This is a genomic window from Streptomyces sp. Root1304, from assembly GCF_001426405.1.
In the GTDB taxonomy this organism is placed as follows: Bacteria; Actinomycetota; Actinomycetes; order Streptomycetales; family Streptomycetaceae; genus Streptomyces.
This window is the reverse complement of sequence record NZ_LMEP01000001.1, coordinates 556,262-579,883: the sequence shown is the minus strand read 5'-3', so window position 1 is coordinate 579,883 and position 23,622 is coordinate 556,262. Positions and strand designations below refer to the sequence as shown.

At 70.1% G+C, this 23,622-nt stretch carries 24 protein-coding genes, 4 tRNA genes and 1 pseudogene; 20 read left to right on the top strand and 9 right to left on the bottom strand.

From position 1 onward, the window contains the following. Positions 1-163: 163 nt before the first annotated feature. The 3 genes from htpX to ASD33_RS02635 are packed head-to-tail and all read left to right on the top strand — an operon-like array spanning position 164 to position 2,435. Positions 164-1,027, top strand: coding sequence for a zinc metalloprotease HtpX (gene htpX, locus ASD33_RS02645; RefSeq protein ID WP_056552487.1), 864 nt, complete (start codon positions 164-166; stop codon positions 1,025-1,027). Further along, positions 1,024-1,425 (top strand): YccF domain-containing protein, encoded by a 402-nt coding sequence (locus ASD33_RS02640; protein ID WP_056552485.1) that lies wholly within the window; start codon positions 1,024-1,026, stop codon positions 1,423-1,425. Before htpX ends, ASD33_RS02640 begins: the two co-directional genes overlap by 4 nt. Continuing rightward, the gene (locus ASD33_RS02635) at positions 1,425-2,435 is read left to right on the top strand and encodes a hypothetical protein (protein WP_056552483.1); all 1,011 of its coding nucleotides are present in this window, start codon (positions 1,425-1,427) and stop codon (positions 2,433-2,435) included. Before ASD33_RS02640 ends, ASD33_RS02635 begins: the two co-directional genes overlap by 1 nt. On the opposite strand, the gene ASD33_RS02630 is transcribed toward ASD33_RS02635, so the two are convergent. From ASD33_RS02630 to ASD33_RS02615, 4 genes are all read right to left on the bottom strand, one after another. Next, a complete protein-coding gene (locus ASD33_RS02630; protein ID WP_056552481.1) occupies positions 2,401-3,639 on the bottom strand; it encodes an amino acid permease in 1,239 nt (412 codons plus the stop codon). The two genes, ASD33_RS02635 and ASD33_RS02630, sit on opposite strands and share 35 nt — an antisense overlap. A 31-nt stretch (positions 3,640-3,670) precedes the next feature. Beyond that, positions 3,671-4,294 carry an alpha-ketoglutarate-dependent dioxygenase AlkB gene (locus tag ASD33_RS02625; RefSeq protein ID WP_056552480.1) on the bottom strand — a complete coding sequence of 208 codons (624 nt, stop codon included), beginning with the start codon at positions 4,292-4,294 and terminating at the stop codon, positions 3,671-3,673. Further along, positions 4,291-4,788, bottom strand: a complete 498-nt coding sequence (locus ASD33_RS02620; RefSeq protein ID WP_056552477.1) for a methylated-DNA--[protein]-cysteine S-methyltransferase — start codon at positions 4,786-4,788, stop codon at positions 4,291-4,293. Before ASD33_RS02620 ends, ASD33_RS02625 begins: the two co-directional genes overlap by 4 nt. A 105-nt stretch (positions 4,789-4,893) precedes the next feature. Then, positions 4,894-5,385 carry a YajQ family cyclic di-GMP-binding protein gene (locus tag ASD33_RS02615; protein ID WP_056552475.1) on the bottom strand — a complete coding sequence of 164 codons (492 nt, stop codon included), beginning with the start codon at positions 5,383-5,385 and terminating at the stop codon, positions 4,894-4,896. Between the two features lie 171 nt (positions 5,386-5,556). Here ASD33_RS02615 and ASD33_RS02610 point away from each other — a divergent pair. Continuing rightward, positions 5,557-5,638 (top strand) — tRNA-Tyr (locus ASD33_RS02610). A 68-nt stretch (positions 5,639-5,706) separates the two neighbouring features. Here the strand turns inward: ASD33_RS02610 and ASD33_RS02605 are convergent. Further along, positions 5,707-6,363, bottom strand: a complete 657-nt coding sequence (locus tag ASD33_RS02605) for an NAD(P)H-binding protein (RefSeq protein ID WP_056552471.1) — start codon at positions 6,361-6,363, stop codon at positions 5,707-5,709. A gap of 2 nt (positions 6,364-6,365) precedes the next feature. Next, a complete protein-coding gene (locus ASD33_RS02600; protein ID WP_056552470.1) occupies positions 6,366-7,649 on the bottom strand; it encodes an amidohydrolase family protein in 1,284 nt (427 codons plus the stop codon). Between the two features lie 207 nt (positions 7,650-7,856). On the opposite strand from ASD33_RS02600, the gene ASD33_RS02595 reads away from it, so the two are divergent. The 6 genes and pseudogenes from ASD33_RS02595 to ASD33_RS02570 form a co-directional block, all read left to right on the top strand. Continuing rightward, positions 7,857-7,929: transfer RNA gene (locus ASD33_RS02595), tRNA-Thr, on the top strand. A 43-nt stretch (positions 7,930-7,972) separates the two neighbouring features. Next, a tRNA-Met gene (locus tag ASD33_RS02590) sits at positions 7,973-8,045 on the top strand. 86 nt (positions 8,046-8,131) lie between these two features. Further along, the gene (rpmG, locus tag ASD33_RS02585; RefSeq protein ID WP_007265873.1) at positions 8,132-8,296 is read left to right on the top strand and encodes a 50S ribosomal protein L33; all 165 of its coding nucleotides are present in this window, start codon (positions 8,132-8,134) and stop codon (positions 8,294-8,296) included. A 142-nt stretch (positions 8,297-8,438) separates the two neighbouring features. Next, positions 8,439-8,891 (top strand): MaoC family dehydratase N-terminal domain-containing protein, encoded by a 453-nt coding sequence (locus ASD33_RS02580; RefSeq protein ID WP_056552469.1) that lies wholly within the window; start codon positions 8,439-8,441, stop codon positions 8,889-8,891. 2 nt (positions 8,892-8,893) lie between these two features. Beyond that, a complete protein-coding gene (locus ASD33_RS02575) occupies positions 8,894-9,322 on the top strand; it encodes a MaoC family dehydratase (protein ID WP_056552468.1) in 429 nt (142 codons plus the stop codon). 45 nt (positions 9,323-9,367) lie between these two features. Then, positions 9,368-10,441, top strand: a pseudogene (locus ASD33_RS02570) (UDP-N-acetylmuramate dehydrogenase); the annotation flags it as partial. 27 nt (positions 10,442-10,468) lie between these two features. On the opposite strand, the gene ASD33_RS02565 reads toward ASD33_RS02570, so the two are convergent. Beyond that, on the bottom strand, positions 10,469-11,101 hold the full coding sequence (locus ASD33_RS02565; RefSeq protein ID WP_056552463.1) for an SDR family oxidoreductase: 633 nt from the start codon (positions 11,099-11,101) through the stop codon (positions 10,469-10,471). An 87-nt stretch (positions 11,102-11,188) separates the two neighbouring features. Here ASD33_RS02565 and ASD33_RS02560 point away from each other — a divergent pair, with 87 nt between their 5' ends. Continuing rightward, the gene (locus tag ASD33_RS02560; protein WP_056552460.1) at positions 11,189-11,785 is read left to right on the top strand and encodes a TetR/AcrR family transcriptional regulator; all 597 of its coding nucleotides are present in this window, start codon (positions 11,189-11,191) and stop codon (positions 11,783-11,785) included. On the opposite strand, the gene ASD33_RS02555 is transcribed toward ASD33_RS02560, so the two are convergent. Together ASD33_RS02555 and ASD33_RS02550 are read right to left on the bottom strand one after the other, a co-directional pair. Then, positions 11,778-12,800 carry an adenosine deaminase gene (locus tag ASD33_RS02555; protein WP_056552454.1) on the bottom strand — a complete coding sequence of 341 codons (1,023 nt, stop codon included), beginning with the start codon at positions 12,798-12,800 and terminating at the stop codon, positions 11,778-11,780. The genes ASD33_RS02560 and ASD33_RS02555 overlap by 8 nt on opposite strands. Positions 12,801-12,931: 131 nt before the next feature. Beyond that, positions 12,932-14,158, bottom strand: a complete 1,227-nt coding sequence (locus tag ASD33_RS02550; protein ID WP_056552452.1) for a pyridoxal phosphate-dependent aminotransferase — start codon at positions 14,156-14,158, stop codon at positions 12,932-12,934. Positions 14,159-14,365: 207 nt separating this feature from the next. Between ASD33_RS02550 and ASD33_RS02545 the strand changes: the two genes are divergently transcribed. The 9 genes from ASD33_RS02545 (at position 14,366) to rpoB (ending at position 23,536) form a co-directional block, all read left to right on the top strand. Then, positions 14,366-14,438, top strand: a tRNA-Trp gene (locus ASD33_RS02545). A 103-nt stretch (positions 14,439-14,541) separates the two neighbouring features. Next, positions 14,542-14,829 carry a preprotein translocase subunit SecE gene (secE, locus tag ASD33_RS02540; protein ID WP_056552448.1) on the top strand — a complete coding sequence of 96 codons (288 nt, stop codon included), beginning with the start codon at positions 14,542-14,544 and terminating at the stop codon, positions 14,827-14,829. A gap of 44 nt (positions 14,830-14,873) precedes the next feature. Further along, positions 14,874-15,788, top strand: a complete 915-nt coding sequence (gene nusG / locus ASD33_RS02535; RefSeq protein WP_056552446.1) for a transcription termination/antitermination protein NusG — start codon at positions 14,874-14,876, stop codon at positions 15,786-15,788. A gap of 158 nt (positions 15,789-15,946) precedes the next feature. Next, a complete protein-coding gene (gene rplK, locus ASD33_RS02530; RefSeq protein WP_015035536.1) occupies positions 15,947-16,381 on the top strand; it encodes a 50S ribosomal protein L11 in 435 nt (144 codons plus the stop codon). 79 nt (positions 16,382-16,460) lie between these two features. Continuing rightward, positions 16,461-17,189, top strand: coding sequence for a 50S ribosomal protein L1 (gene rplA, locus ASD33_RS02525; RefSeq protein WP_056552442.1), 729 nt, complete (start codon positions 16,461-16,463; stop codon positions 17,187-17,189). Between the two features lie 117 nt (positions 17,190-17,306). After that, a complete protein-coding gene (locus ASD33_RS02520; protein WP_056552437.1) occupies positions 17,307-18,233 on the top strand; it encodes a hypothetical protein in 927 nt (308 codons plus the stop codon). A 248-nt stretch (positions 18,234-18,481) separates the two neighbouring features. Then, positions 18,482-19,012, top strand: a complete 531-nt coding sequence (gene rplJ / locus ASD33_RS02515) for a 50S ribosomal protein L10 (RefSeq protein ID WP_056552434.1) — start codon at positions 18,482-18,484, stop codon at positions 19,010-19,012. 109 nt (positions 19,013-19,121) lie between these two features. After that, positions 19,122-19,505, top strand: coding sequence for a 50S ribosomal protein L7/L12 (gene rplL / locus ASD33_RS02510; RefSeq protein WP_056552432.1), 384 nt, complete (start codon positions 19,122-19,124; stop codon positions 19,503-19,505). Positions 19,506-20,053: 548 nt separating this feature from the next. Continuing rightward, positions 20,054-23,536, top strand: a complete 3,483-nt coding sequence (gene rpoB / locus ASD33_RS02505) for a DNA-directed RNA polymerase subunit beta (RefSeq protein WP_056552429.1) — start codon at positions 20,054-20,056, stop codon at positions 23,534-23,536. Positions 23,537-23,622: the final 86 nt, after the last annotated feature.

Below are 23,622 nucleotides of genomic sequence, written 5' to 3'. Positions count from 1 at the left end.
GGCGCACACCACCCCCGGTACGGCCCGGGGAACCCGAGCTTCCCGCCTGGCGTTGACCAGTACGGAAGGGTCCACTGGAGGTGGACCTCCCCCCGGACGACGTCCGGGAGAGGACGACCACGCAGCAAAGGGTTCCCCTGCCGCACCACTTGGAGGGCGTACCGTGCACCGCCGGCACAACGGGCTGAGGACCGCCGTACTCCTCGGAGGGCTCTCGGCCCTCATCATCGTCATCGGCAGCTTCTTCGGGCGTACGGGGCTGATCGTCGGCCTCGTCGTGGCGCTCGGCACCAACGCGTACGCGTACTGGAACAGCGACAAGCTGGCGCTGCGGGCCATGCGCGCCCGCCCGGTCAGCGAATTCGAGGCGCCCGCGCTCTACCGGATGGTGCGCGAGCTCTCCACCCAGGCCCGGCAGCCGATGCCTCGGCTCTACATCTCGCCGACCCAGGCGCCGAACGCGTTCGCCACCGGCCGCAACCCGCGCAACGCCGCCGTCTGCTGCACCGAGGGCATCCTCGCGATCCTCGACGAGCGCGAACTGCGCGGGGTCCTCGGCCACGAGCTGAGCCACGTCTACAACCGGGACATCCTGATCTCCTCGGTCGCAGGAGCGCTCGCGTCCGTGGTCATGTTCCTGGTCAACTTCGCCTGGCTGATCCCGGTCGGCCGCTCCAACGACGACGACGGCCCCGGCCTCCTCGGGTACCTCATGATCGTCATCCTGGGCCCCATCGCCGCCTCGATCATCCAGCTCGCCATCTCCCGCTCCCGGGAGTACGAGGCCGACGCCTCCGGAGCCCAGCTCACCGGCGACCCGCTCGCCCTGGCCAGCGCCCTGCGGAAGCTGGACGCGGGCACCAAGCAGCTGCCGCTGCCCCCCGAGCCCCGGATCGAGACCGCGAGCCACATGATGATCGCGAACCCCTTCCGGCCCGGACAGGGCATGTCCAAGATGTTCTCCACCCATCCGCCGATGGCCGAGCGCATCGCCCGGCTCGAACAGATGGCAGGTCACCGCCCGTGAAGACGATCCTCAACGTCATATGGCTGATCCTGTGCGGCTTCTGGATGTTCCTGGGCTACATGCTCGCGGGCGTCCTGCTCTGCATCACGATCATCGGCATCCCCTTCGGGCTCGCCGCCTTCCGCATCGGCGTCTACGCCCTGTGGCCCTTCGGGCAGACGGTCGTCGACCGCCGGGACGCGGGCGCGCCCTCCTGCGTCGGCAACGTGCTGTGGCTGATCCTCGCCGGCTGGTGGCTCGCCCTCGGCCACATCACCACCGGCATCGCCCTCTGCATCACGATCATCGGCATCCCGCTCGGCATCGCGAACTTCAAGATGATCCCGGTCTCGCTCCTGCCCCTGGGCAAGGAGATCGTTCCCACGGACCAGGCGTACGGCCACACCACCGTCCGCTGATGCAGAACCCCCGCTACGCACTGCTCTCCGGCCGGTACGCGGTCGCGCTCTGCACGGACGTCGAGGGCCTCTTCGGAGAGCCCGACCCACCGCCCCGCACGCGGTACGAGCTCCGCGGCTGCGAACCGCGCGGCGAGCTGGCCCGCGCCGTCACCGAGGCGATCGTGGAGGGCACGGCCCCGCTCGGCACCCTCGACGTGGAGACCCCCGACGGGCCGTGGCGCTTCGACGCCGTCCGCGTCCTGGGCGCGCGCGGCGACATCGTCACGGTGGAGAGCGCGGGCGCCCCGCGCCGCCTCCACGGGTCGGGCGCCACCACCCCCTGCGCCCACTTCATCCCGGTCTCCCGCGAGACCGGGACCGGCCGCACCGAGGTCACCTTCCTCGGCTGCTCCCCGCGCGGCGCGCTCCGCACCGCTCTGGACGCCGGCGCCGAGGAGTTCGACGCGGTCCGCTACCAGGGCCTCACCTGGCTGGGGAACCACCACCACGAGGCCGACGCGGGCCGCGTCACCGGCTGGGACACCTCCGCCGGCCACCGGGGTCTGATCGACCTCACCGTGTCCTTCCCCCGTACGGGCCTGCTGCCGCACCCGACCCGGGAGGTGTGGGACCTCTTCTGGCGCGACCGGCCCACCGAGCCGGGAACCTGGCGCCGCTTCCCCGGCCCCGGCCGGGCCCTGTGGCTGGCCCAGGCCGCCGCACTCGGCTCGTACGGCGCCCGGGAGCCCGTCCCCGGCGCGACCTACCACCTCGACGGCACCGGCGTCGTCGACGAGGACGCCTTCCTCTGCGCCGTGGGCGAGACCGTCCACGGCCCCGGCCACACCTTCCGCGGAGGCCTCCCGGAGGTCGGCGAGGCGCTGGAGGGCACGACCCTCGTCTGGCACCACGCCGGCGTGGCCCGCGCCTGCCTCGGCGTGCGCCCGCTGGCAGGACGCCGCCCGGCCACCTTCCGGGAGATCACCGAGGGACTCACGGCCGCGGGGGTTCGGCTCGTCCTCGACTGACCGCCCAGGCCACGACCCCCGCCGCGACGACCGCCGAGCCCGCGAGGACGGAGCCGAGCGGCAGCGCGAAGGCCAGCGCCCCGCACCCGGCGAGCCCGAGCGCGGCGAGCGCCCGCCGCTCCGGCCCCAGGGTCCAGGCGGAGGCGTTCGCGATCCCGTAGTAGACGAGCACCCCGAACGACGAGAAGCCGATCGCGCCCCGCACGTCCGCCGTCGCCGCCACCGCGGCCACCACCGCGCCCACCGCGAGCTCCGCCCGGTGCGGCACCTGGAAACGCGGGTGGACGGCCGCGAGCGCCGTCGGCAGGTATCCGTCCCGGGCCATGGCCAGGGCCGTACGGGACACCCCGAGGATCAGCGAGAGCAGCGAGCCCAGGGCGGCGACGGCGGCGCCCACCGCGACCACCGGCACCAGCCCGGCGGCGCCGGCGGCGCGGGCCGCGTCGGTCAGCGGGGCGGGGGAGTCGGCCAGGGCGCCGGGGCCGAGGACGGTGAGCACGCTCACGGCGACGAGCACGTACACGGCGAGCGCGATCCCGAGCGCGACCGGCACGGCACGGGGGATCGTCCGGGCCGGGTCGCGGACCTCCTCGCCGAGCGTGGCGATCCGCGCGTACCCCGCGAATGCGAAGAAGAGCAAACCCGCGGCCTGGAGGACCCCGCCGTAGGTCAGCTCCCCGCCGGGTGCGAGCGGGGAGGTCCAGCCGGCCCCGAGGCAGACCACGACCAGCGCGGCGAGGACCGCGAGGACCAGCGCCACGATCACCCGGGTGAGCAGCGCCGACTTCTGAACTCCCCCGTAGTTCACGGCCGTCAGGGCCACCACGGCGGCCACCGCGACCGCGTGCGCCTGCCCCGGCCACACGTACGCCCCGACGGTCAGCGCCATCGCCGCGCAGGAGGCGGTCTTGCCCACCACGAACGCCCAGCCGGCCAGGTACCCCCAGAACGGTCCGAGACGTTCGCGACCGTACACATAGGTACCGCCCGAGCTGGGGTGGACGGCCGCGAGCCGCGCCGAGGCCATGGCGTTGCAGTACGCGACGACGGCGGCGATCCCGAGCGCGAGCAGCAGCCCGCCGCCGGACCCGGCGGCCCCGGCGGCCGGTCCGAGGGCGACGAAGATCCCGGCCCCGACCATGGCACCGAGCCCGATCACGACCGCGTCGAAGACACCGAGGGACCGCCGCAGCTCAGCACTCATGCGCCGCAGCCTAGAGCGTGCCTTGCCGTGGTTACAGCCCCGTCTCCCGGAGCGTGATGTTCAGCCGCCCGGTCAGCCCGAGCCCCGGATCGGCCGTCCCCGGGAACACCTTCGGCACCCCGTGGTGGACCCACCGCGAGGTCCCGCCGAACACGAACAGGTCCCCGGAGGCCAGGTCCACGTCCTGGTACGGCCGGCCCCGGCTCTCCTCGTTCCCGAAGCGGAACACGCACCGGTCCCCGAGGCTCAGCGACACCACCGGCGCACCCGAACGCTCCTCCCGGTCCTGGTGCATCCCCATCCGCGCCCCCGGCGCGTAGAAGTTCACCAGCGCGGTGTCGGGCGTGAAACCCCCGTCGTCCCCGTACGCCTCGGCCAGCGCCTCCCGGCCCAGGGCCACCAGCCACCCGGGCAGCGGGACCCCGACGGTGTCGAGATAGCGGTACGGCTCCCACCGCCGGCCCAGACACAGCGAGCGCACCGACATGACGCCCCCGCCGGGCAGCACGGTCTGCCGGTACGGCACCGGCCCGCGCCCCCACTCCCGGCAGACGTCCACCAGCTCCCGCTGCCGGGCGAACGGCAGCCACCCGGGGACGTGCACGGCGCCGGGCGCCACCGTGGCCCGCTCGCGCGGGAAGAGCCCCTCGGTCACACCGGGGCCCCCTCCAGGCCCAGGAGCCGCTCCTTGCGCTCCAGCCCGGCGGCGTACCCGCGCAGGCTCCCGTCGGCCCCGATCACCCGGTGACAGGGCCGCACCACGAGCAGCGGATTGCGCCCGATCGCGGTCCCGACCGCCCGCACCCCGGCGCCCGAGGAGCCGACGCGCCGCGCGATCTCCCCGTACGAGACGGTCGTGCCGTAGGGGATCTCCTCCAGGGCCGCCCAGACGCGCCGCTGGAACGGCGTCCCGGCGTCGGTGGCGAGCGACAGCTCGAACCGGTCGCGGCGCCCGGCGAAGTACTCCCCGAGCTGCTCGACGGCCTCGCCGAAGGCCTCGGGCGCCAGGACCCATCCGTCCTCGACCTCGACGGCGCCCTTCTGCCCCGGCAGGGACAGCGAGCGCAGCACGGCACGGCCCCCTTCGGCGAGCTGCCCGACCAGCAGCATCTCGCCCAGGGGGCCGTCGGCGTACGCGTACACGGTCATGGCTGGTTCCTCTCCCCGCACGGGTCTTCCAGATACCCAGTGTGCGGGGACCGCCGAGCCTCGGGCTGGCGGTATTCGGACATGACCCTCAGGACCGCTCAGGGGTCAGCGGTAGTTCACGAACTGGATCGCGAAGTCGAAGTCCTTGCCCTTGAGCAGCGCCTGGACCGCCTGCAGGTCGTCCCGGCTCTTCGAGCTGACCCGCAGCTCGTCGCCCTGCACCTGCGCCTTGACGCCCTTGGGGCCCTCGTCCCGGATGGCCTTCGCGACCTTCTTGGCGTTCTCCTGGGAGATGCCCTCCTGGACGGAGGCGAAGAGCTTGTACTCCTTGCCGGACAGCTGCGGCTCACCCTCGACGTCCAGCGACTTCAGCGAGATGCCCCGCTTGATCAGCTTGGACTGGAAGATGTCGAGGATCGCCATGACGCGCTCCTCGCCGTTCGCCTGCATCAGGATCTTCTCGCCCGACCAGGCGATCGAGGCGTTGGTTCCCTTGAAGTCGTAGCGCTGCGAGATCTCCTTCACGGCCTGGTTGAGGGCGTTGTCGACCTCCTGCCGCTCGACCTTGGACACGATGTCGAAACTGGAGTCGGCCATGACTCGTGGCTCCTTGCTCGGATGCTGTGGGGTACAGCCCAAAGCCTAGGGGGTGCGCAACGGCCCGAACGGCTGATCAATCCGGTGGCGAAGCACCCCCCGGGATCAGGTATTGTTTACGTCGTTGCCACGGAACACCGCCGAAAAGCGGCTCCACGGCAGCGATCTCATGGCGATGTGCCCGAGTGGCCAATGGGAGCGGACTGTAAATCCGTCGGCTTAGCCTACCCAGGTTCGAATCCTGGCGTCGCCACGCGATACGGAAGGTCCTCGGTGCTTGCACCGGGGACCTTCTCGCGTTTCTCGGGGCCGGCGAAGGCCTCAGTTTCCGGCCACGTCCTTCACCGCGACCGACAGCGGCGTCGAGCCCGCGATCAGCTCCAGGGTCAGGCCGGACGTCGCCGGGGTGTCCAGGAGTTCGGCGAGGACCGCCGCCACGTCGTCCCGGGGGACCGGGCCGCGGCCCGTGCGGGCCTCCAGACGGACCATGCCCGTGCCCGCGTCGTTCGTCAGCGAACCCGGGCGCAGGACCGTCCAGTCCAGCGCCGTGCGCGACCTGACCTCGTCGTCGGCGGCGCCCTTCGCGCGGAGGTACGCGTCGAAGATCTCGTCGCCCGGGTGGGTGGAGTCGGCGCCCATCGAGGAGACGACGACGTACCGCCGTACGCCCGCCCGCTCCGCCGCGTCCGCGAACAGCACCGCAGCCGCCCGGTCCACCGTGTCCTTGCGGTCCGCCCCGCTGCCCGGCCCCGCGCCCGCCGCGAAGACCGCCGCGTCCGCGCCCTGGAGCACCGCCGCGACCATCTCCACCGACGCCGACTCCAGGTCCAGGACGACGGGCTCCGCGCCCGCGTCCCGCAGGTCCCCCGCCTGCTCCGGTCTGCGGATGATCCCCGCGACCTCGTGCCCGCCCGCCGAGAGCAGCCTCTCCAGGCGCAGGGCGATCTGTCCGTGTCCTCCAGCGATGACGATGCGCATACTCACGACCGTACGACGGGACCGGCCGGAGGGCTTCCCGGCTCCGGCGGACGCTCCGGGCGCGCCTGCCGCGGCAGGTCCAGCGCCGCCGCCGAGTCGCAGTACTCCCGCACCGCGCTCGTCCGGGCCACCACCCGCCCCCGGTGCACCGCGATCCGGCTGTACGCGAGGGACAGCACGCCCGAGAGGCGCTCGCCGCGGACCGCGAGCAGCTCCGCCGGGAACCCCGCCTCCACCCGCACCTCCGGCAGCCCCATCGCCGCCCGCGCCTCCGCGCTCACCGCCGCGTACGCGTCCTCCGGCGGGAGCCCGCCGAGCGAGGCCAGCAGGTACGCCGCCTCCAGCGGGTCGCCGCGCCCCACCGGGTTCGCGACGTCCCGCAGCGCCCCGCTGCCCGCCGCGACCCGTACGCCCGCCGCCCGCAGCAGCCGTACCGGCGCCGAGCCGCGCCGCTCCGTGCTCCCGCAGCCGCCCTGCGGCAGGCACACCACGGTCACCCCGGCCGCCGCGAGTCCGTCCGCCGCCCGCCGTGCCACGTCCGCCGGCAGCCGGCCGAGCCCGGCGCAGGGGCCGACCGACACCCCGGGGCGCAGCCCGCCGGCCATCGCCGCGAGCCGGGCGAGCCGCGCCGGGTCGCCGCCGTCGGTGTGCAGGTCGACCGGGACGCCGTGCTCGCCCGCGACCTCCAGGACCGCCTCCACGTAGCCGGACGGGTCGGGGTCGAGGTCCGGGCAGCCGCCGACCACCCCGGCGCCCATCTTCACCGCGTCCCGCAGCATGGCCAGGCCGTCGGCGCCGGCCACCCCGGTGAGCAGCCTCGGCACCGCGACCGCGGTCAGGTCCACCAGGCCGCGCAGCGAGCGCCTGGCCTGGAGGACGGCTTCGAGCGGGCCGAGCCCGTGGACGTCGCCGGTCCGTACGTGCGCGCGCTGCGCGGTGGCGCCGTGCCCGAGCTGGAGCAGCGCGGCCTCGGTGGCCCGGCGCTGCACCTCCTCGGGGGCGTACGAGACGGGGCCGGGGGAGTCGGCGGAGAGCGCGGTGTCGGCGTGCGCGTGGGGTTCGGCGGCGGCGGGCAGCAGCAGATAGCCGGTGAGGTCGACCCGGGCTCCGACGGCGGCGAGGCTGCCGGCCGTGCCGACCGCCTCGATGCGGCCCCCGACGAGCCGTACGTCGACGGTCCGCCCGTCGGTGAGCCGTGCGTGGGAGAGCAGGAGGGAGGTCGAGTCGGCCGTGGCGGCGGCCCCGTCCTCGGGCGGCGGCTGGGGCTGCTTGCTGTCGGCTGACATCGGGCTCCTCAAGGCTCCTCAAGATCAAGATCACGCAGCGTGGGGGCCGAGCCTAGGGGCGCTCGGTCCGCGCTTCGAGGAGGAGCGCAATAGTCGTACCGATGAGGCCACGAGTGGCGTACGGGACGCCTGGTGGGGACCCTCGCGGGGGCTCCGCGAAACGGATTTGGGTGATGGGCGGGAGACCGTGTAATGTCTTCCTCGCTCGCCCCAATAGCTCAGTCGGTAGAGCGTCTCCATGGTAAGGAGAAGGTCTACGGTTCGATTCCGTATTGGGGCTCTGGTGAGAAGGACCCGTCTTCGGACGGGATCCGGATCATCAAAGCGGTGTAGCTCAGTCGGTAGAGCAAGCGGCTCATAATCGCTGTGTCACCGGTTCAAGTCCGGTCACCGCTACACACGGTAGCCGATTGTGGGGTCGGTCCTTCGATCGGCTACTCTTTTATGCGTTCATCCGTCCCATCCGTCCAAGGAGCACTCACGTGGCTGCCACCGACGTCCGCCCGAAGATCACGCTGGCCTGCGTGGAGTGCAAGGAGCGGAACTACATCACCAAGAAGAACCGGCGTAACAACCCGGATCGCATGGAGATGAAGAAGCACTGCCCCCGCTGCAACTCGCACACTGCGCACCGCGAGACGCGCTAATCAGGCTCGTACACGAGGCCGTCCCCACTGCGGGGGCGGCCTCGTGTCGTTTGTCGGCACACCTCGGCAGACATCGGCACACAGACGGCGACGGCACCGCCCGCCGGAGCCCTCGGCAACAAATCCAGGAGGTATCGAGTCCATGGCGCTCGACCAGTCCTTCGTGGGCCGGACCTATCCGCCCACCGCGCCCTACGAGGTCGGCCGCGAGAAGATCCGCGAGTTCGCCGAGGCGATCGGCGACGCGAATCCCGCGTACACCGACACCGAGGCGGCCAAGGCGCTCGGACACTCCGATGTGATCGCCCCGCCGACCTTCGTGTTCGCCATCACGTTCAAGGCGGCCGGCGCGGTCGTCGAGGACCCGCAGCTGGGCCTGGACTACAGCCGCGTCGTGCACGGCGACCAGAAGTTCGCCTACACCCGGCCCGTGCGCGCCGGGGACCGGCTCTCGGTGACCTCCACCATCGAGGCGATCAAGTCCCTCGCCGGGAACGACATCCTGGACATCCGCGGCGAGGTCCACGACGCCTCCGGCGAGCACGTCGTGACCGCCTGGACCAAGCTCGTCTCCCGCGCACCCGAGGGGGTCTGACCATGACCGCGAAGATCGCCTACGACGAGGTCGAGGTCGGCACCGAGCTGCCGGCGCAGAGCTTCCCCGTGACGCGCGCCACGCTCGTGCGGTACGCCGGTGCCTCCGGGGACTTCAACCCCATCCACTGGAACGAGAAGTTCGCGGTGGAGGTCGGCCTGCCCGACGTCATCGCCCACGGCATGTTCACCATGGCCGAGGCCGTCCGCGTCGTCACCGACTGGGCCGGCGACCCCGCCGCCGTCGTCGAGTACGGCGTCCGCTTCACCAAGCCGGTCGTCGTCCCCAACGACGGGACGGGCGCGCTGATCGAGGTCAGCGCCAAGGTCGCGGCGAAGCTCGACGACCAGCGGGTCCGGGTGGACCTCACGGCGATGTGCGCCGGACAGAAGGTGCTGGGGATGAGCCGGGCCGTGGTCCGGCTCGCCTGAAGCAGGTGACGGGCCCCGCATTCCGCCGAGGCGGAAAGCGGGGCCCGTACTCTTGAGCCCGTGCAGCTCCTCAACGACGCCCCCCTCGCGCCCCTGACCACCTTCCGGCTCGGTGGCCCCGCCGCCCGGCTCGTCACCGCCACCACCGACGACGAGGTCGTCGCGGCCGTGCGCGAGGCCGACACCGCGGGGACCCCGCTGCTGATCATCGGCGGCGGCTCCAACCTGGTCATCGGGGACAAGGGCTTCGACGGCACCGCGCTGCGCATCGCCACCACCGGCTTCTCCCTCGACGGGACCCGCCTCGAACTCGCCGCCGGCGAGGTCTGGACGGACGCCGTCGCCCGGACCGTAGAAGCCGGGCTCGCCGGGATCGAGTGCCTGGCCGGCATCCCCGGCTCGGCCGGCGCGACCCCCATCCAGAACGTCGGCGCCTACGGCCAGGACGTCTCCGCCACCGTCACCGAGGTCGTCGCGTACGACCGGCGCGCCGGGGAGACCGTCACCCTCACGGGCGCCGAGTGCCGCTTCTCGTACCGGCACAGCCTCTTCAAGGACCACCCCGAGCGGTACGTGGTGCTGCGCGTCCGCTTCGAGCTGGAGGACGCGGACGGGATGTCCGCCCCGATCAAGTACCCGGAGACCGCCCGCGCCCTCGGCGTCGAGGCGGGGGACCGGGTGCCCCTCGCCACCGCCCGCGAGACCGTGCTGCGGCTGCGCGCCGGCAAGGGCATGGTCCTCGACCCGGAGGACCACGACACCTGGTCCGCGGGCTCCTTCTTCACCAACCCGATCCTCACGGCGGGGGAGTACGAGACCTTCCTCGCGCGCGTGGCCGGGCGCCTCGGCGCGGACGTCGCCCCGCCGGCCTTCCCCGCGGGCGGGGACGGCGAGGTGAAGACCTCCGCCGCGTGGCTGATCGACCGGGCCGGCTTCACCAAGGGGTACGGCTCCGGGCCCGCGCGGATCTCCACCAAGCACACCCTCGCCCTCACCAACCGGGGCGAGGCGACCACGGAGGACCTGCTCGCGCTCGCCCGCGAGGTCGTCGCCGGGGTCCACGAGGCCTTCGGGATCACCCTCGTCAACGAGCCGGTGACGGTCGGCGTCAGCCTCTGAGGTTCTGTACGGGGACGCCGGCGGCGTTCAGTACGCGACGCCCACGCCCTGCTTGACCGTCGCCGGGTCGTCGATCATCGACAGCATCGCGTGGGCCACGTCCGCGCGGGCGAGCGAGCGGCCCCGGGGCGGGTTCCCGCCGACGACCGTGCGGTAGCGGCCGGTGACCGGCTTGTCCGTGAGCTTGGGCGGGCGTACGGACGTCCAGTCGGCGCCGCTCGCGGCGAGGTCGGACTCCATGACCCGCAGGTCGGCGTAGATGTCCTTGAGGACGTTGTTGACGACCGTGAGGACGGCCCGGTCCAGGACGCCCTGGCCGTCCGGGACCGGGCCCAGCGGGGCCGCGCTGACCACCAGGAGCCGGCGCGTCCGCTCCACCTCCATCGCCGCGAGCACCGAGCGGGTCAGCCGGGCGGCCACGCCCGCGTCCGCGCGGGAGCGGGCGCCGAGGCCGGAGAGCACCGCGTCGCGGCCCGCGACCGCCCCGCGCAGGGCCTCCGGGTCGGACAGGTCGGCGCGCAGGACCGTGAGCCGCTCGCCGGTCGCGGTGAGCCGCGCCGGGTCCCGTACCACCGCCGTCACCTCGTGGCCCGAGGCCAGTGCCTGCCGGACGATCTCCTGGCCGATGCCACCGGTCGCACCGAAGACTGTGAGCTTCATGGCGCACCCTCCTGGGGTGGGTAAGTGTTCACTCACCTCCAGGGTGAGTGGATACTCACTCACACGTCAAGAGTGGCTGGAGGGTGCATGGAACAGAAACCGACCCGGGAGCGGATCGTGGACGCCGCCCGCGACCTCATGCGGACCGTGGGGCTCGCCCGCACCACGACCAAGGAGATCGCCAAGGCCGCCGGGTGCTCGGAGGCCGCGCTCTACAAGTACTTCGCGAGCAAGGAGGCGCTGTTCCTCGCCGTCCTCAACGAGCGGCTTCCCCGGCTCGGCGGACTCCTCGACACGCTCGCTGCCGACCCCGGCGGCCGTACCGTCGAGGAGAACCTCGTCCAGGTCGCCCGGCAGGCCGCCCTCTTCTACCAGCAGACCTTCCCGATCGCCGCCTCCCTCTACGCCGAGCCACAGCTCAAACAGCGCCACGAGGAGGTCATGCACGCCTACGGGCGCGGCCCCCACAAGCCCATCGAGGGACTCGCCGCCTATCTGCGCGCCGAGCAGCGGCACGGGCGCATCGCCGCCGACGCCGACCCGGTGGCCGCCGCCTCGCTGCTCCTCGGAGCCTGCGTCCAGCGCGCCTTCGCCTGGGAGATGAGCCCGGACCGCAGGCCGCCGGACTCCCTCGACGACTTCGCCCGCGCGCTCGCCCGCACCCTGCTCCGGGGGATCAGCTAGCGATCCAGTCGTCGATCCCCGCGAGCAGCTTCGCCCGTACGTCCTCCGGGGCCGCCGAGCCCCGCACCGACTGCCGGGCCAGCTCCGCCAGCTCCGCGTCGGTGAAGGCGTGGTGCCGGCGGGCGATCTCGTACTGCGCGGCGAGCCGCGAGCCGAAGAGCAGCGGGTCGTCCGCGCCGAGCGCCATCGGCACCCCCGCCTCGAAGAGCGTCCGCAGGGGCACGTCCTCGTGCTTCTCGTACACCCCGAGGGCCACGTTCGACGCGGGGCAGACCTCGCAGGTCACCCCGCGCTCCGCGAGCCTGCGCAGGAGCCGCGGGTCCTCGGCCGCCCGCACCCCGTGGCCGACCCGCGCCGCCCGCAGATCGTCCAGGCAGTCCCGTACCGAGGAGGGACCCGTCAGCTCGCCGCCGTGCGGGGCCGCGAGCAGACCGCCGTCGCGGGCGATGGCGAAGGCCCGGTCGAAGTCCCGCGCCATGCCCCGCCGCTCGTCGTTGGAGAGCCCGAAGCCGACGACGCCCCGGTCCGCGAACCGCACCGCGAGCCGGGCGAGCGTACGCGCCTCCAGCGGGTGCTTCATCCGGTTCGCCGCGACCAGCACCCGCATCCCGAGCCCGGTCTCCCGCGAGGCCGCGTCGACCGCGTCCAGGATGATCTCCAGCGCCGGGATGAGCCCGCCGAGGTGCGGGGCGTACGAGGTCGGGTCGACCTGGATCTCCAGCCACCCGGAGCCGTCCCTGACGTCCTCCTGGGCCGCCTCGCGGACGAGCCGCTGGATGTCCTCGGGCGCGCGCAGACAGGAGCGGGCGACGTCGTAGAGGCGCTGGAAGCGGAACCAGCCGCGCTCGTCGGTGGCCCGCAGCCGGGGAGGCGTACCGCCCTTGAGCGCCTCGGGAAGGCGCACCCCGTACTTGTCGGCCAGTTCCAGCAGGGTCGAGGGCCTCATCGAACCGGTGAAGTGCAGGTGCAGATGGGCCTTCGGGAGGGTGGTGAGATCGCGGTGTCCGTGCTCCATCGGCCGATCCTGCCCTACCCGAATGGACGAACACAGCCCGTTTCCCCGATCGGGACCTTGCTAGAACGCAAAAACGGGCCCCGGTTCCGAAGAACCGGGGCCCGTCACCACCTGGCGACGTTGCCAGGTGGTCAGTCCGTGGCCTCGGCCAGGAGCTTCTGGATCCGGGACACGCCCTCCACCAGGTCCTCGTCGCCCAGCGCGTACGACAGGCGCAGGTAGCCCGGGGTGCCGAAGGCCTCGCCGGGGACGACCGCGACCTCGGCCTCGTCCAGGATCAGGGCCGCCAGCTCGACCGAGCTCTGCGGGCGCTTGCCGCGGATCTCCTTGCCGAGCAGCGCCTTCACCGAGGGGTACGCGTAGAACGCGCCCTCCGGCGTCGGGCAGTACACGCCCTCGATCTCGTTCAGCATCCGCACGATCGTCTGACGGCGACGGTCGAAGGCGGTGCGCATCTCCGCGACGGCGTCCAGGTTGCCCGAGACGGCGGCGAGCGCGGCGATCTGCGCGACGTTGCTCACGTTGGACGTGGCGTGCGACTGCAGGTTCGTCGCGGCCTTCACGACGTCCTTCGGGCCCACGATCCACCCGACGCGCCAGCCAGTCATCGCGTACGTCTTCGCCACGCCGTTGACCACGATGCACTTGTCGCGCAGCTCGGGGACGATCGCCGGCAGCGAGGTGAACTTCGCGTCGCCGTAGACCAGGTGCTCGTAGATCTCGTCGGTCAGGACCCACAGGCCGTGCTCGACGGCCCAGCGGCCGATGGCCTCCGCGTCGGCCTCGGTGTAGACCGCGCCGGTCGGGTTGGAGGGCGAGACGAAGAGGACGACCTTGGTCCGCTCCGTCCGGGCCGCCTCCAGCTGCTCCACCGAGACCCGGTAGCCGGTGGTCTCGTCGGCCACGACCTCCACCGGGACACCGCCCGCGAGACGGATCGACTCCGGGTACGTCGTCCAGTACGGCGCCGGGACGATGACCTCGTCGCCCGGGTCGAGGATCGCGGCGAAGGCCTCGTAGATCGCCTGCTTGCCGCCGTTGGTCACCAGGACCTGGGAGGCGTCGACCTCGTAGCCGGAGTCGCGCAGCGTCTTGGCGGCGATGGCGGCCTTCAGCTCGGGCAGACCGCCGGCCGGCGTGTAGCGGTGGTACTTCGGGTTCTTGCAGGCCTCGACGGCCGCTTCGACGATGTAGTCCGGGGTCGGGAAGTCGGGCTCACCCGCGCCGAAACCGATCACCGGGCGCCCGGCGGCCTTGAGGGCCTTGGCCTTGGCGTCGACGGCGAGGGTGGCGGACTCGGAGATCGCACCGATCCGGGCGGAGACCCGACGCTCGGTGGGAGGGGTAGCAGCGCTCATGCGGCCCATCGTCCCAGACCGGCTCAGGCCCCGGCACACAGGTTTCACGGACCGGACAGGAACGGTCATTCCCGGTCGTACGCGCGTCCGACGGCAGGTCCGTCGTGGTTTCTGTTCGACGCGGGGCCCTCTGACCACGTATGCTCACTCCTCGTTGGCCCGCACCGACCACATCTCACGATGCGGTACGTTGAGGGACACCAACAAAGGGTCGTAGCTCAATTGGTAGAGCACCGGTCTCCAAAACCGGCGGTTGGGGGTTCAAGTCCCTCCGGCCCTGCTACACACACCGCCAGGTGTTGTGCGCATGTACGTACTTCATTGCACCGCCGTGCGGCTCCACCCGGGCGCGGCACGGCCGACCCGGAATCAGGTGAGAGATCGTGACGGACGCCGTAGGCTCCATCGACATGCCTGATGCCGACGACGAGGCCGCCGACTCGAAGAAGAAGTCGCGCAAGGGCGGCAAGCGCGGAAAGAAGGGCCCTCTGGGCCGTCTCGCGCTCTTCTACCGCCAGATCATCGCGGAGCTCCGCAAGGTCGTCTGGCCCACGCGCAGCCAGCTCTCGACGTACACCACTGTGGTGATCGTCTTCGTCGTCATCATGATCGGCCTCGTCACCGTGATTGACTATGGCTTCCAGGAAGCAGTCAAGTACGTCTTCGGCTGACTTTTTGTTCCACCCCATCTGTATCGCAGGAAGAAGCAGCCACCGTGTCTGACGCGAACCTGAACGACGCCTTCGAGTCCGAGTCCGTCGAGGACGAGCTGGACATCATCGAGGCCGCCGACGAGGACCAGGCGGACGCTGCTGACGAGGCCGCGGGCGAGGCCGCCGAGGAAGCCGCTCTCCACGTCGAGGACGAGGACGAGCAGGAGTCCGACGAGACCGACGAGGACGTCGACGCCGCCGAGGGCGACGAGGACGAGACCGTCGAGGACGAGACCGTCGAGGTCGAGGCCGAGGACACCGAGGAAGAGACCGACGAGGAGGCCGAGCCGGCCGCCCCGGTCGACCCGGTCGCCGCGCTCCGCGAGGAACTGCGCACCCTCCCCGGCGAGTGGTACGTCATCCACACCTACGCGGGCTACGAGAAGCGCGTGAAGGCCAACCTGGAGCAGCGCGCCGTCTCGCTCAACGTCGAGGACTTCATCTACCAGGCCGAGGTCCCCGAGGAAGAGATCGTCCAGATCAAGGGCGGCGAGCGGAAGAACGTCAAGCAGAACAAGCTTCCCGGCTACGTTCTCGTCCGCATGGACCTGACGAACGAGTCCTGGGGCGTCGTCCGCAACACCCCCGGTGTCACCGGCTTCGTGGGCAACGCCTACGACCCGTACCCGCTGACGCTGGACGAGATCGTCAAGATGCTCGCCCCGGAGGCCGAGGAGAAGGCCGCCCGCGAGGCCGCCGAGGCCGAGGGCAAGCCGGCTCCGGCCCGCAAGCTCGAGATCCAGGTCCTGGACTTCGAGGTCGGCGACTCGGTCACCGTCACCGACGGCCCCTTCGCCACCCTCCAGGCGACCATCAACGAGATCAACCCGGACTCGAAGAAGGTCAAGGGCCTCGTCGAGATCTTCGGTCGCGAGACCCCGGTCGAGCTCAGCTTCGACCAGATCCAGAAGAACTGATCTCACAGATTTCCGACCAGGTCAGAGTGGCTGCCAAAGCCGCTCTGACCTGCTCGGTTTTTGGCCGCGCGTCTATACCCGTTATCGTTGTGCGGTATGCCTCCATCCGGATGACCGGATGGCGGGCTGAACACTCTCACTAGGACCCGGAGAGAGCAATGCCTCCCAAGAAGAAGAAGGTCACGGGGCTTATCAAGCTCCAGATCAACGCCGGTGCGGCGAACCCGGCCCCGCCGGTCGGCCCCGCGCTCGGTCAGCACGGCGTCAACATCATGGAGTTCTGCAAGGCCTACAACGCCGCGACCGAGTCGCAGCGTGGCATGGTCGTGCCGGTGGAGATCACGGTCTACGAGGACCGCACCTTCACCTTCATCACCAAGACTCCGCCGGCCGCCAAGCTGATCCTCAAGGCCGCTGGTGTGGACAAGGGCTCCGGCGAGCCGCACAAGACCAAGGTCGCCAAGCTCACGGCCGCCCAGGTCCGCGAGATCGCCACGGTCAAGCTCCCCGACCTGAACGCCAACGACCTGGACGCCGCGTCCAAGATCATCGCTGGCACCGCCCGTTCCATGGGCATCACGGTCGAGGGCTGATCACCCCCCCTCGTGACCTCAGTGGTAGGGCCTGCGCGGCCCGCACCACGACTCCATACCTGAACCAACAGGAGAAGCAGTGAAGCGCAGCAAGGCTCTCCGCTCCGCGGACGCCAAGGTCGACCGCGAGCGGAACTACGCGCCCCTCGAGGCCGTCCGTATCGCCAAGGACACCGCCACCACGAAGTTCGACGGCACCGTCGAGGTCGCCTTCCGCCTGGGTGTCGACCCGCGCAAGGCCGACCAGATGGTCCGTGGCACCGTGAACCTTCCGCACGGCACCGGCAAGACCGCCCGGGTCCTGGTCTTCGCGACCGGTGACCGTGCCGAGGCCGCGATTGCCGCGGGCGCCGACATCGTCGGCTCCGACGAGCTCATCGACGAGATCTCCAAGGGCAACCGCCTGAACGAGTTCGACGCCGTGGTGGCCACCCCGGACCTCATGGGCAAGGTCGGCCGCCTCGGCCGCGTCCTCGGCCCGCGTGGTCTCATGCCGAACCCCAAGGTCGGCACCGTCACGCCCGACGTGGCGAAGGCTGTCAACGAGATCAAGGGCGGCAAGATCGAGTTCCGCGTCGACAAGCACTCGAACCTGCACTTCATCATCGGCAAGGTCTCCTTCGACGAGACGAAGCTGGTCGAGAACTACGCCGCGGCTCTGGAGGAGATCCTCCGTCTGAAGCCGTCCGCCGCCAAGGGCCGCTACATCAAGAAGGCGACCCTGACGACGACGATGGGCCCCGGCATCCCGCTGGACTCCAACCGCACCCGCAACCTCCTCGTCGAGGAGGACCCGGCCGCGGTCTGAACCCCATCGGTTCACTGAGTGGTCAGCCGGCCCCGCACCTCTCCGGAGGTGCGGGGCCGGCTCTTTGTTACGGTTCAAGGAACCGTAAAGACGTTGATCAAGGGGTGGGGAACACTCATGAACAAGTCCACGTGGAAGCGTGCGGGCATCGCTCTGACGGCCGTGGCGGTCGTGACGGGTGTCGCGGGCTGTCAGGACGGCGACGAGGCCAAGAAGGGCGCCGCCGACGCGCCGGCGAAGTCGCAGGCGCAGACGCAGAGCCTGGAGGACGTCACCAAGGTCATCCAGGCCGCGTACACGAAGACCTCGGCCGCGAAGTCCGCGAAGATCCGGATGACCATGGAGATGCCGGCCGGCCTCGAAGGCGGCGGCACCATGGAGATGACCGGCGTCCAGGGCTGGGACCCCTCGGTGATGGACCTCACGGTGAAGGGCTCCATGCTCACGGCGGGGAACCCTGGCGGACCCGAGCAGATGCGCATGATCATGCTCGGCGACGCCATGTACATGGACATGGGTGCCGGGCAGGCCGCCGAGACGGGCGGCAAGCGCTGGATGAAGCTCGACCTGAAGGCCGTCGCCGCCGCGTCCGGGGACAAGGGCCTGGAGAAGTCCATGACCGGGGGCATGGAGAACATGAACCAGGACCCGTCCAAGCAGCTCGCCATGCTGCTCGACTCGCCCAACCTCAAGCACGTCGGCGCGGAGAAGGTCGACGGCGTCGACACCCAGCACTACAAGGGCTCGCTGACCCTGGAGCAGATGGTCGCCGCCAACCCGTCCTTCGACGTGCTCTCCGAGAAGGACCGCGCCGAGATGATCGACGGCGTCCGGAAGGCCGGCATCACGGCGTACGACACCCAGGTCTGGGTGAACGGCGACGGTTACCCGGTGAAGATGGACGTCGGCATGAAGACGGCGCAGGGCACCGTGAAGACGGCGATGCACTTCTCCGAATACGGCGCCAAGGCGAGCGTCCAGGCCCCGGCGGCCAAGGACACGGTGGACCTGTTCGAGATGCTGAAGGGCATGGGCCAGGGCTGATTTGCCCCGGGCCGACCCGGTCGCGTACTCTTCCATCGAAGCCAAAGACCGCTGGTCGTCACTGTGCCGTCAAGGTGCGGTGGCCGAAGGATTCGCTGAGACGCGAACGACCCGCGCAGGTGATCGTGGAAGAGTTCCCGGATCTTCGGATGCGGTTGAGCTGAGCCCCGAGCGCTTGCGCCCGGGGCGTTTTGTTTTGTCAGCCCCTTCTGAGCGGTCCTCATCACCCGGAAGGAGGCCGACGCTCTATGGCAAGGCCCGACAAGGCTGCCGCGGTAGCCGAGCTTGAGGACAAGTTCCGCAGCTCGAACGCCGTCGTGCTGACCTCGTACACGGGGCTCACCGTGGCGCAGCTCAAGACGCTGCGTCGTTCGCTCGGTGAGAACGCCCAGTACGCCGTGGTGAAGAACACGCTGACCAAGATTGCGGCCAACCAGGCCGGCATCTCCGCGCTGGACGACCAGCTTGCTGGTTCGACCGCGGCCGCCTTCGTCACCGGTGACCCGGTGGAGTCGGCGAAGGCTCTGCGTGACTTCGCCAAGGAGAACCCCAACCTCGTCATCAAGGGCGGTGTCCTTGATGGCAAGGCGCTGTCCGCCGACGAGTTCAAGAAGCTCGCGGACCTCGAGTCCCGCGAGGTTCTGCTCAGCAAGCTGGCCGGCGCGTTCAAGGGCAAGCAGTCCCAGGCTGCCTCGCTCTTCCAGGCGCTGCCGTCGAAGTTCGTCCGCACCGCGGAAGCGCTTCGCGTCAAGCTCGCCGAGCAGGGCGGTGCCGAGTAATTCGGCTCGCGTCATGACCCGCGCCGCCTAGGCGCAGGTCGTAGCGGGCCGTAACGCCCGCCTCTCTATACATCCGGCACCTGCCGAATTAGTGGAAGGATCGCCCATCATGGCGAAGCTCTCTCAGGACGACCTCCTCGCCCAGTTCGAGGAGATGACCCTCATCGAGCTCTCCGAGTTCGTTAAGGCGTTCGAGGACAAGTTCGACGTCACCGCCGCCGCGGCCGTCGCCGTTGCCGGCCCGGGCGCCCCGGTCGCCGGTGCCGAGGCCGTCGAGGAGCAGGACGAGTTCGACGTCATCCTCGAGGGTGCCGGCGACAAGAAGATCCAGGTCATCAAGGTCGTGCGTGAGCTCACCTCCCTGGGCCTGAAGGAGGCCAAGGACCTCGTCGACGGCACCCCGAAGCCGGTCCTCGAGAAGGTCGCGAAGGAGGCCGCCGAGAAGGCTGCCGAGTCCCTCAAGGCCGCCGGCGCCTCCGTCACGGTCAAGTAAGACCGTTTCGGCTCGCTGAGCTGACTCCTGCCCCCGTGTAACGCGGGAGCACCGAAAGGCGATCACCCTTGTGGGTGGTCGCCTTTCGGCGTTCCCCGGGAAGGGCGTGGCGGGGGACCTGTGGGCCGCCGGAAGCGGAGTATGGTGATCTTCGCCGTGCGCCCCGCAGACCGGGGGGCCTTGACGAACCGCACGCAGCGCGCAATTCTCAGGACGCGTCGTCACAACGATCCGTTTCCGAGGCATGGATCGACGACTGAACGGGCAGTATCGAGGTGCGCCACACGGCGCGAGGCACCGCGGAGTTGAGAGCAACGAGGGTCGCGAATTATTCGCCCTGGACATCAGTGAGCCAAGTGGCTACACTGACCCTTTGCGCTGCCTGTTAGCTGCCCCCTGCCCGTCACCAGGGGCATACCTTCGCATCCGCTTCTCGGACCGACCCCGTCTGACCTGGCCTTTCGGTCATCTCAGGAAACGTCTGCCGTGAAGCATTGCTGGGGACCGGTACGCGCGTAGTGAGTCCGAGCCCTCGGAAGGACCCCCTCTTGGCCGCCTCGCGCAACGCCTCGACCAATACGAACAACGGCGCAAGCACCGCCCCGCTGCGCATCTCTTTTGCAAAGATCAGGGAGCCCCTCGAGGTTCCGAACCTCCTCGCGCTGCAGACCGAGAGCTTTGACTGGCTGCTCGGCAACGCCGCCTGGAAGGCTCGCGTCGAGGCTGCCCTTGAGTCGGGACAGGACGTCCCCAGGAAGTCCGGCCTGGAGGAGATCTTCGAGGAGATCTCCCCGATCGAGGACTTCTCCGGGTCGATGTCGCTGACCTTCCGCGACCACCGCTTCGAGCCGCCGAAGAACTCGATCGACGAGTGCAAGGACCGTGACTTCACGTACGGCGCCCCGCTCTTCGTCACCGCCGAGTTCACCAACAACGAGACCGGCGAGATCAAGTCCCAGACGGTCTTCATGGGCGACTTCCCGCTCATGACGAACAAGGGCACCTTCGTCATCAACGGCACCGAGCGTGTCGTGGTGTCGCAGCTGGTCCGTTCGCCGGGTGTCTACTTCGACTCCTCCATCGACAAGACGTCCGACAAGGACATCTTCTCCGCCAAGATCATCCCGTCCCGGGGTGCCTGGCTGGAGATGGAGATCGACAAGCGCGACCTGGTCGGTGTCCGCATCGACCGCAAGCGCAAGCAGTCCGTCACCGTCCTCCTCAAGGCTCTCGGCTGGACCACCGAGCAGATCCTGCAGGAGTTCGGCGAGTACGAGTCCATGCGCGCCACCCTGGAGAAGGACCACACCCAGGGCCAGGACGACGCGCTGCTCGACATCTACCGCAAGCTGCGTCCGGGCGAGCCGCCGACCCGTGAGGCCGCTCAGACGCTGCTCGAGAACCTCTACTTCAACCCGAAGCGCTACGACCTCGCCAAGGTCGGCCGCTACAAGGTGAACAAGAAGCTCGGCGCGGACGAGCCGCTGGACGCCGGCGTGCTCACCACCGATGACGTCATCGCCACGATCAAGTACCTGGTCAAGCTCCACGCGGGCGAGACCGAGACGATCGGCGAGAGCGGCAGCGAGATCGTCGTCGAGACCGACGACATCGACCACTTCGGCAACCGTCGTCTGCGCAACGTCGGCGAGCTCATCCAGAACCAGGTCCGCACGGGTCTGGCTCGTATGGAGCGCGTCGTGCGCGAGCGCATGACCACCCAGGACGTCGAGGCGATCACGCCGCAGACCCTGATCAACATCCGGCCGGTCGTCGCCTCCATCAAGGAGTTCTTCGGCACCAGCCAGCTGTCCCAGTTCATGGACCAGAACAACCCGCTGTCGGGTCTGACGCACAAGCGTCGTCTCTCGGCGCTGGGCCCTGGTGGTCTGTCCCGTGAGCGGGCCGGCTTCGAGGTCCGAGACGTGCACCCGTCCCACTACGGACGCATGTGCCCGATCGAGACCCCCGAAGGCCCGAACATCGGTCTGATCGGTTCGCTCGCCTCGTACGGCCGGATCAACCCCTTCGGCTTCATCGAGACGCCGTACCGCAAGGTCATCGACGGCCAGGTCACCGACGAGGTCGACTACGTCACCGCCGATGAGGAGGACCGCTTCGTCATCGCCCAGGCGAACGCGACCCTGAACGACGAGCTCCAGTTCACCGAGCCCCGCGTCCTGGTCCGTAAGCGTGGCGGCGAGGTCGACTACGTCCCGCCGGCCGAGGTCGACTACATGGACGTCTCGCCGCGCCAGATGGTGTCGGTCGCGACGGCGATGATCCCGTTCCTCGAGCACGACGACGCCAACCGTGCCCTCATGGGCGCGAACATGATGCGTCAGGCGGTGCCGCTCATCAAGTCGGAGGCCCCGCTCGTCGGCACCGGCATGGAGTACCGCTGCGCCACCGACGCCGGCGACGTGCTCAAGGCCGAGAAGGACGGTGTCGTCCAGGAGCTGTCGGCCGACTACATCACGGTCGCCAACGACGACGGCACGTACATCACGTACCGCCTGCACAAGTTCTCCCGCTCCAACCAGGGCACCTCTGTGAACCAGAAGGTCGTCGTGGACGAGGGCGACCGCGTCATCGAGGGCCAGGTCCTCGCCGACGGTCCCGCCACCGAAGACGGCGAGATGGCGCTCGGCAAGAACCTGCTCGTGGCGTTCATGCCGTGGGAGGGTCACAACTACGAGGACGCGATCATCCTGTCGCAGCGCCTCGTGCAGGACGACGTCCTCTCCTCGATCCACATCGAGGAGCACGAGGTCGACGCCCGTGACACCAAGCTCGGCCCGGAGGAGATCACCCGGGACATCCCGAACGTCTCCGAGGAGGTCCTCGCCGACCTCGACGAGCGCGGCATCATCCGTATCGGTGCCGAGGTCGTCGCCGGCGACATCCTCGTCGGCAAGGTCACGCCCAAGGGCGAGACCGAGCTGACCCCGGAGGAGCGCCTGCTCCGCGCGATCTTCGGTGAGAAGGCGCGCGAGGTCCGTGACACCTCGCTGAAGGTGCCGCACGGCGAGATCGGCAAGATCATCGGCGTCCGCGTCTTCGACCGCGAGGAGGGCGACGAGCTTCCCCCGGGCGTGAACCAGCTGGTCCGCGTCTACGTCGCCCAGAAGCGCAAGATCACCGACGGTGACAAGCTCGCCGGCCGTCACGGCAACAAGGGCGTCATCTCGAAGATCCTGCCGATCGAGGACATGCCGTTCCTGGAGGACGGCACCCCGGTCGACATCATCCTCAACCCGCTGGGTGTCCCGTCCCGAATGAACCCGGGACAGGTCCTGGAGATCCACCTCGGCTGGCTCGCCAGCCGCGGCTGGGACGTCTCCGGCCTCGCGGACGAGTGGGCGCAGCGCCTCCAGGCCATCGGTGCCGACCAGGTCGCCCCCGGCACCAACGTCGCCACCCCGGTCTTCGACGGTGCGCGCGAGGACGAGCTCGCGGGCCTGCTGAACCACACCATCCCGAACCGCGACGGCGAGCGCATGGTGCTCCCGACCGGTAAGGCGAGGCTGTTCGACGGCCGCTCCGGCGAGCCGTTCCCGGACCCGATCTCCGTCGGGTACATGTACATCCTCAAGCTCCACCACCTGGTCGACGACAAGCTCCACGCGCGTTCGACCGGCCCGTACTCGATGATCACCCAGCAGCCGCTGGGTGGTAAGGCCCAGTTCGGTGGCCAGCGCTTCGGTGAGATGGAGGTGTGGGCGCTCGAGGCGTACGGCGCCGCCTACGCCCTCCAGGAGCTGCTGACGATCAAGTCCGACGACGTGACCGGCCGCGTGAAGGTCTACGAGGCCATCGTCAAGGGCGAGAACATCCCTGAGCCCGGCATCCCCGAGTCCTTCAAGGTGCTCATCAAGGAGATGCAGTCCCTGTGCCTCAACGTGGAGGTGCTGTCCTCGGACGGCATGTCCATCGAGATGCGCGACACCGACGAGGACGTCTTCCGCGCAGCGGAGGAGCTCGGCATCGACCTGTCCCGGCGCGAGCCGAGCAGCGTCGAAGAGGTCTGACGGGAGTCCGGCAGGGGGACCAGCATTGGTCCCCCCGCCGGCCCCAGGACCCCCGTATCAGACCCCAAAGCCTTACAACCCTGAGA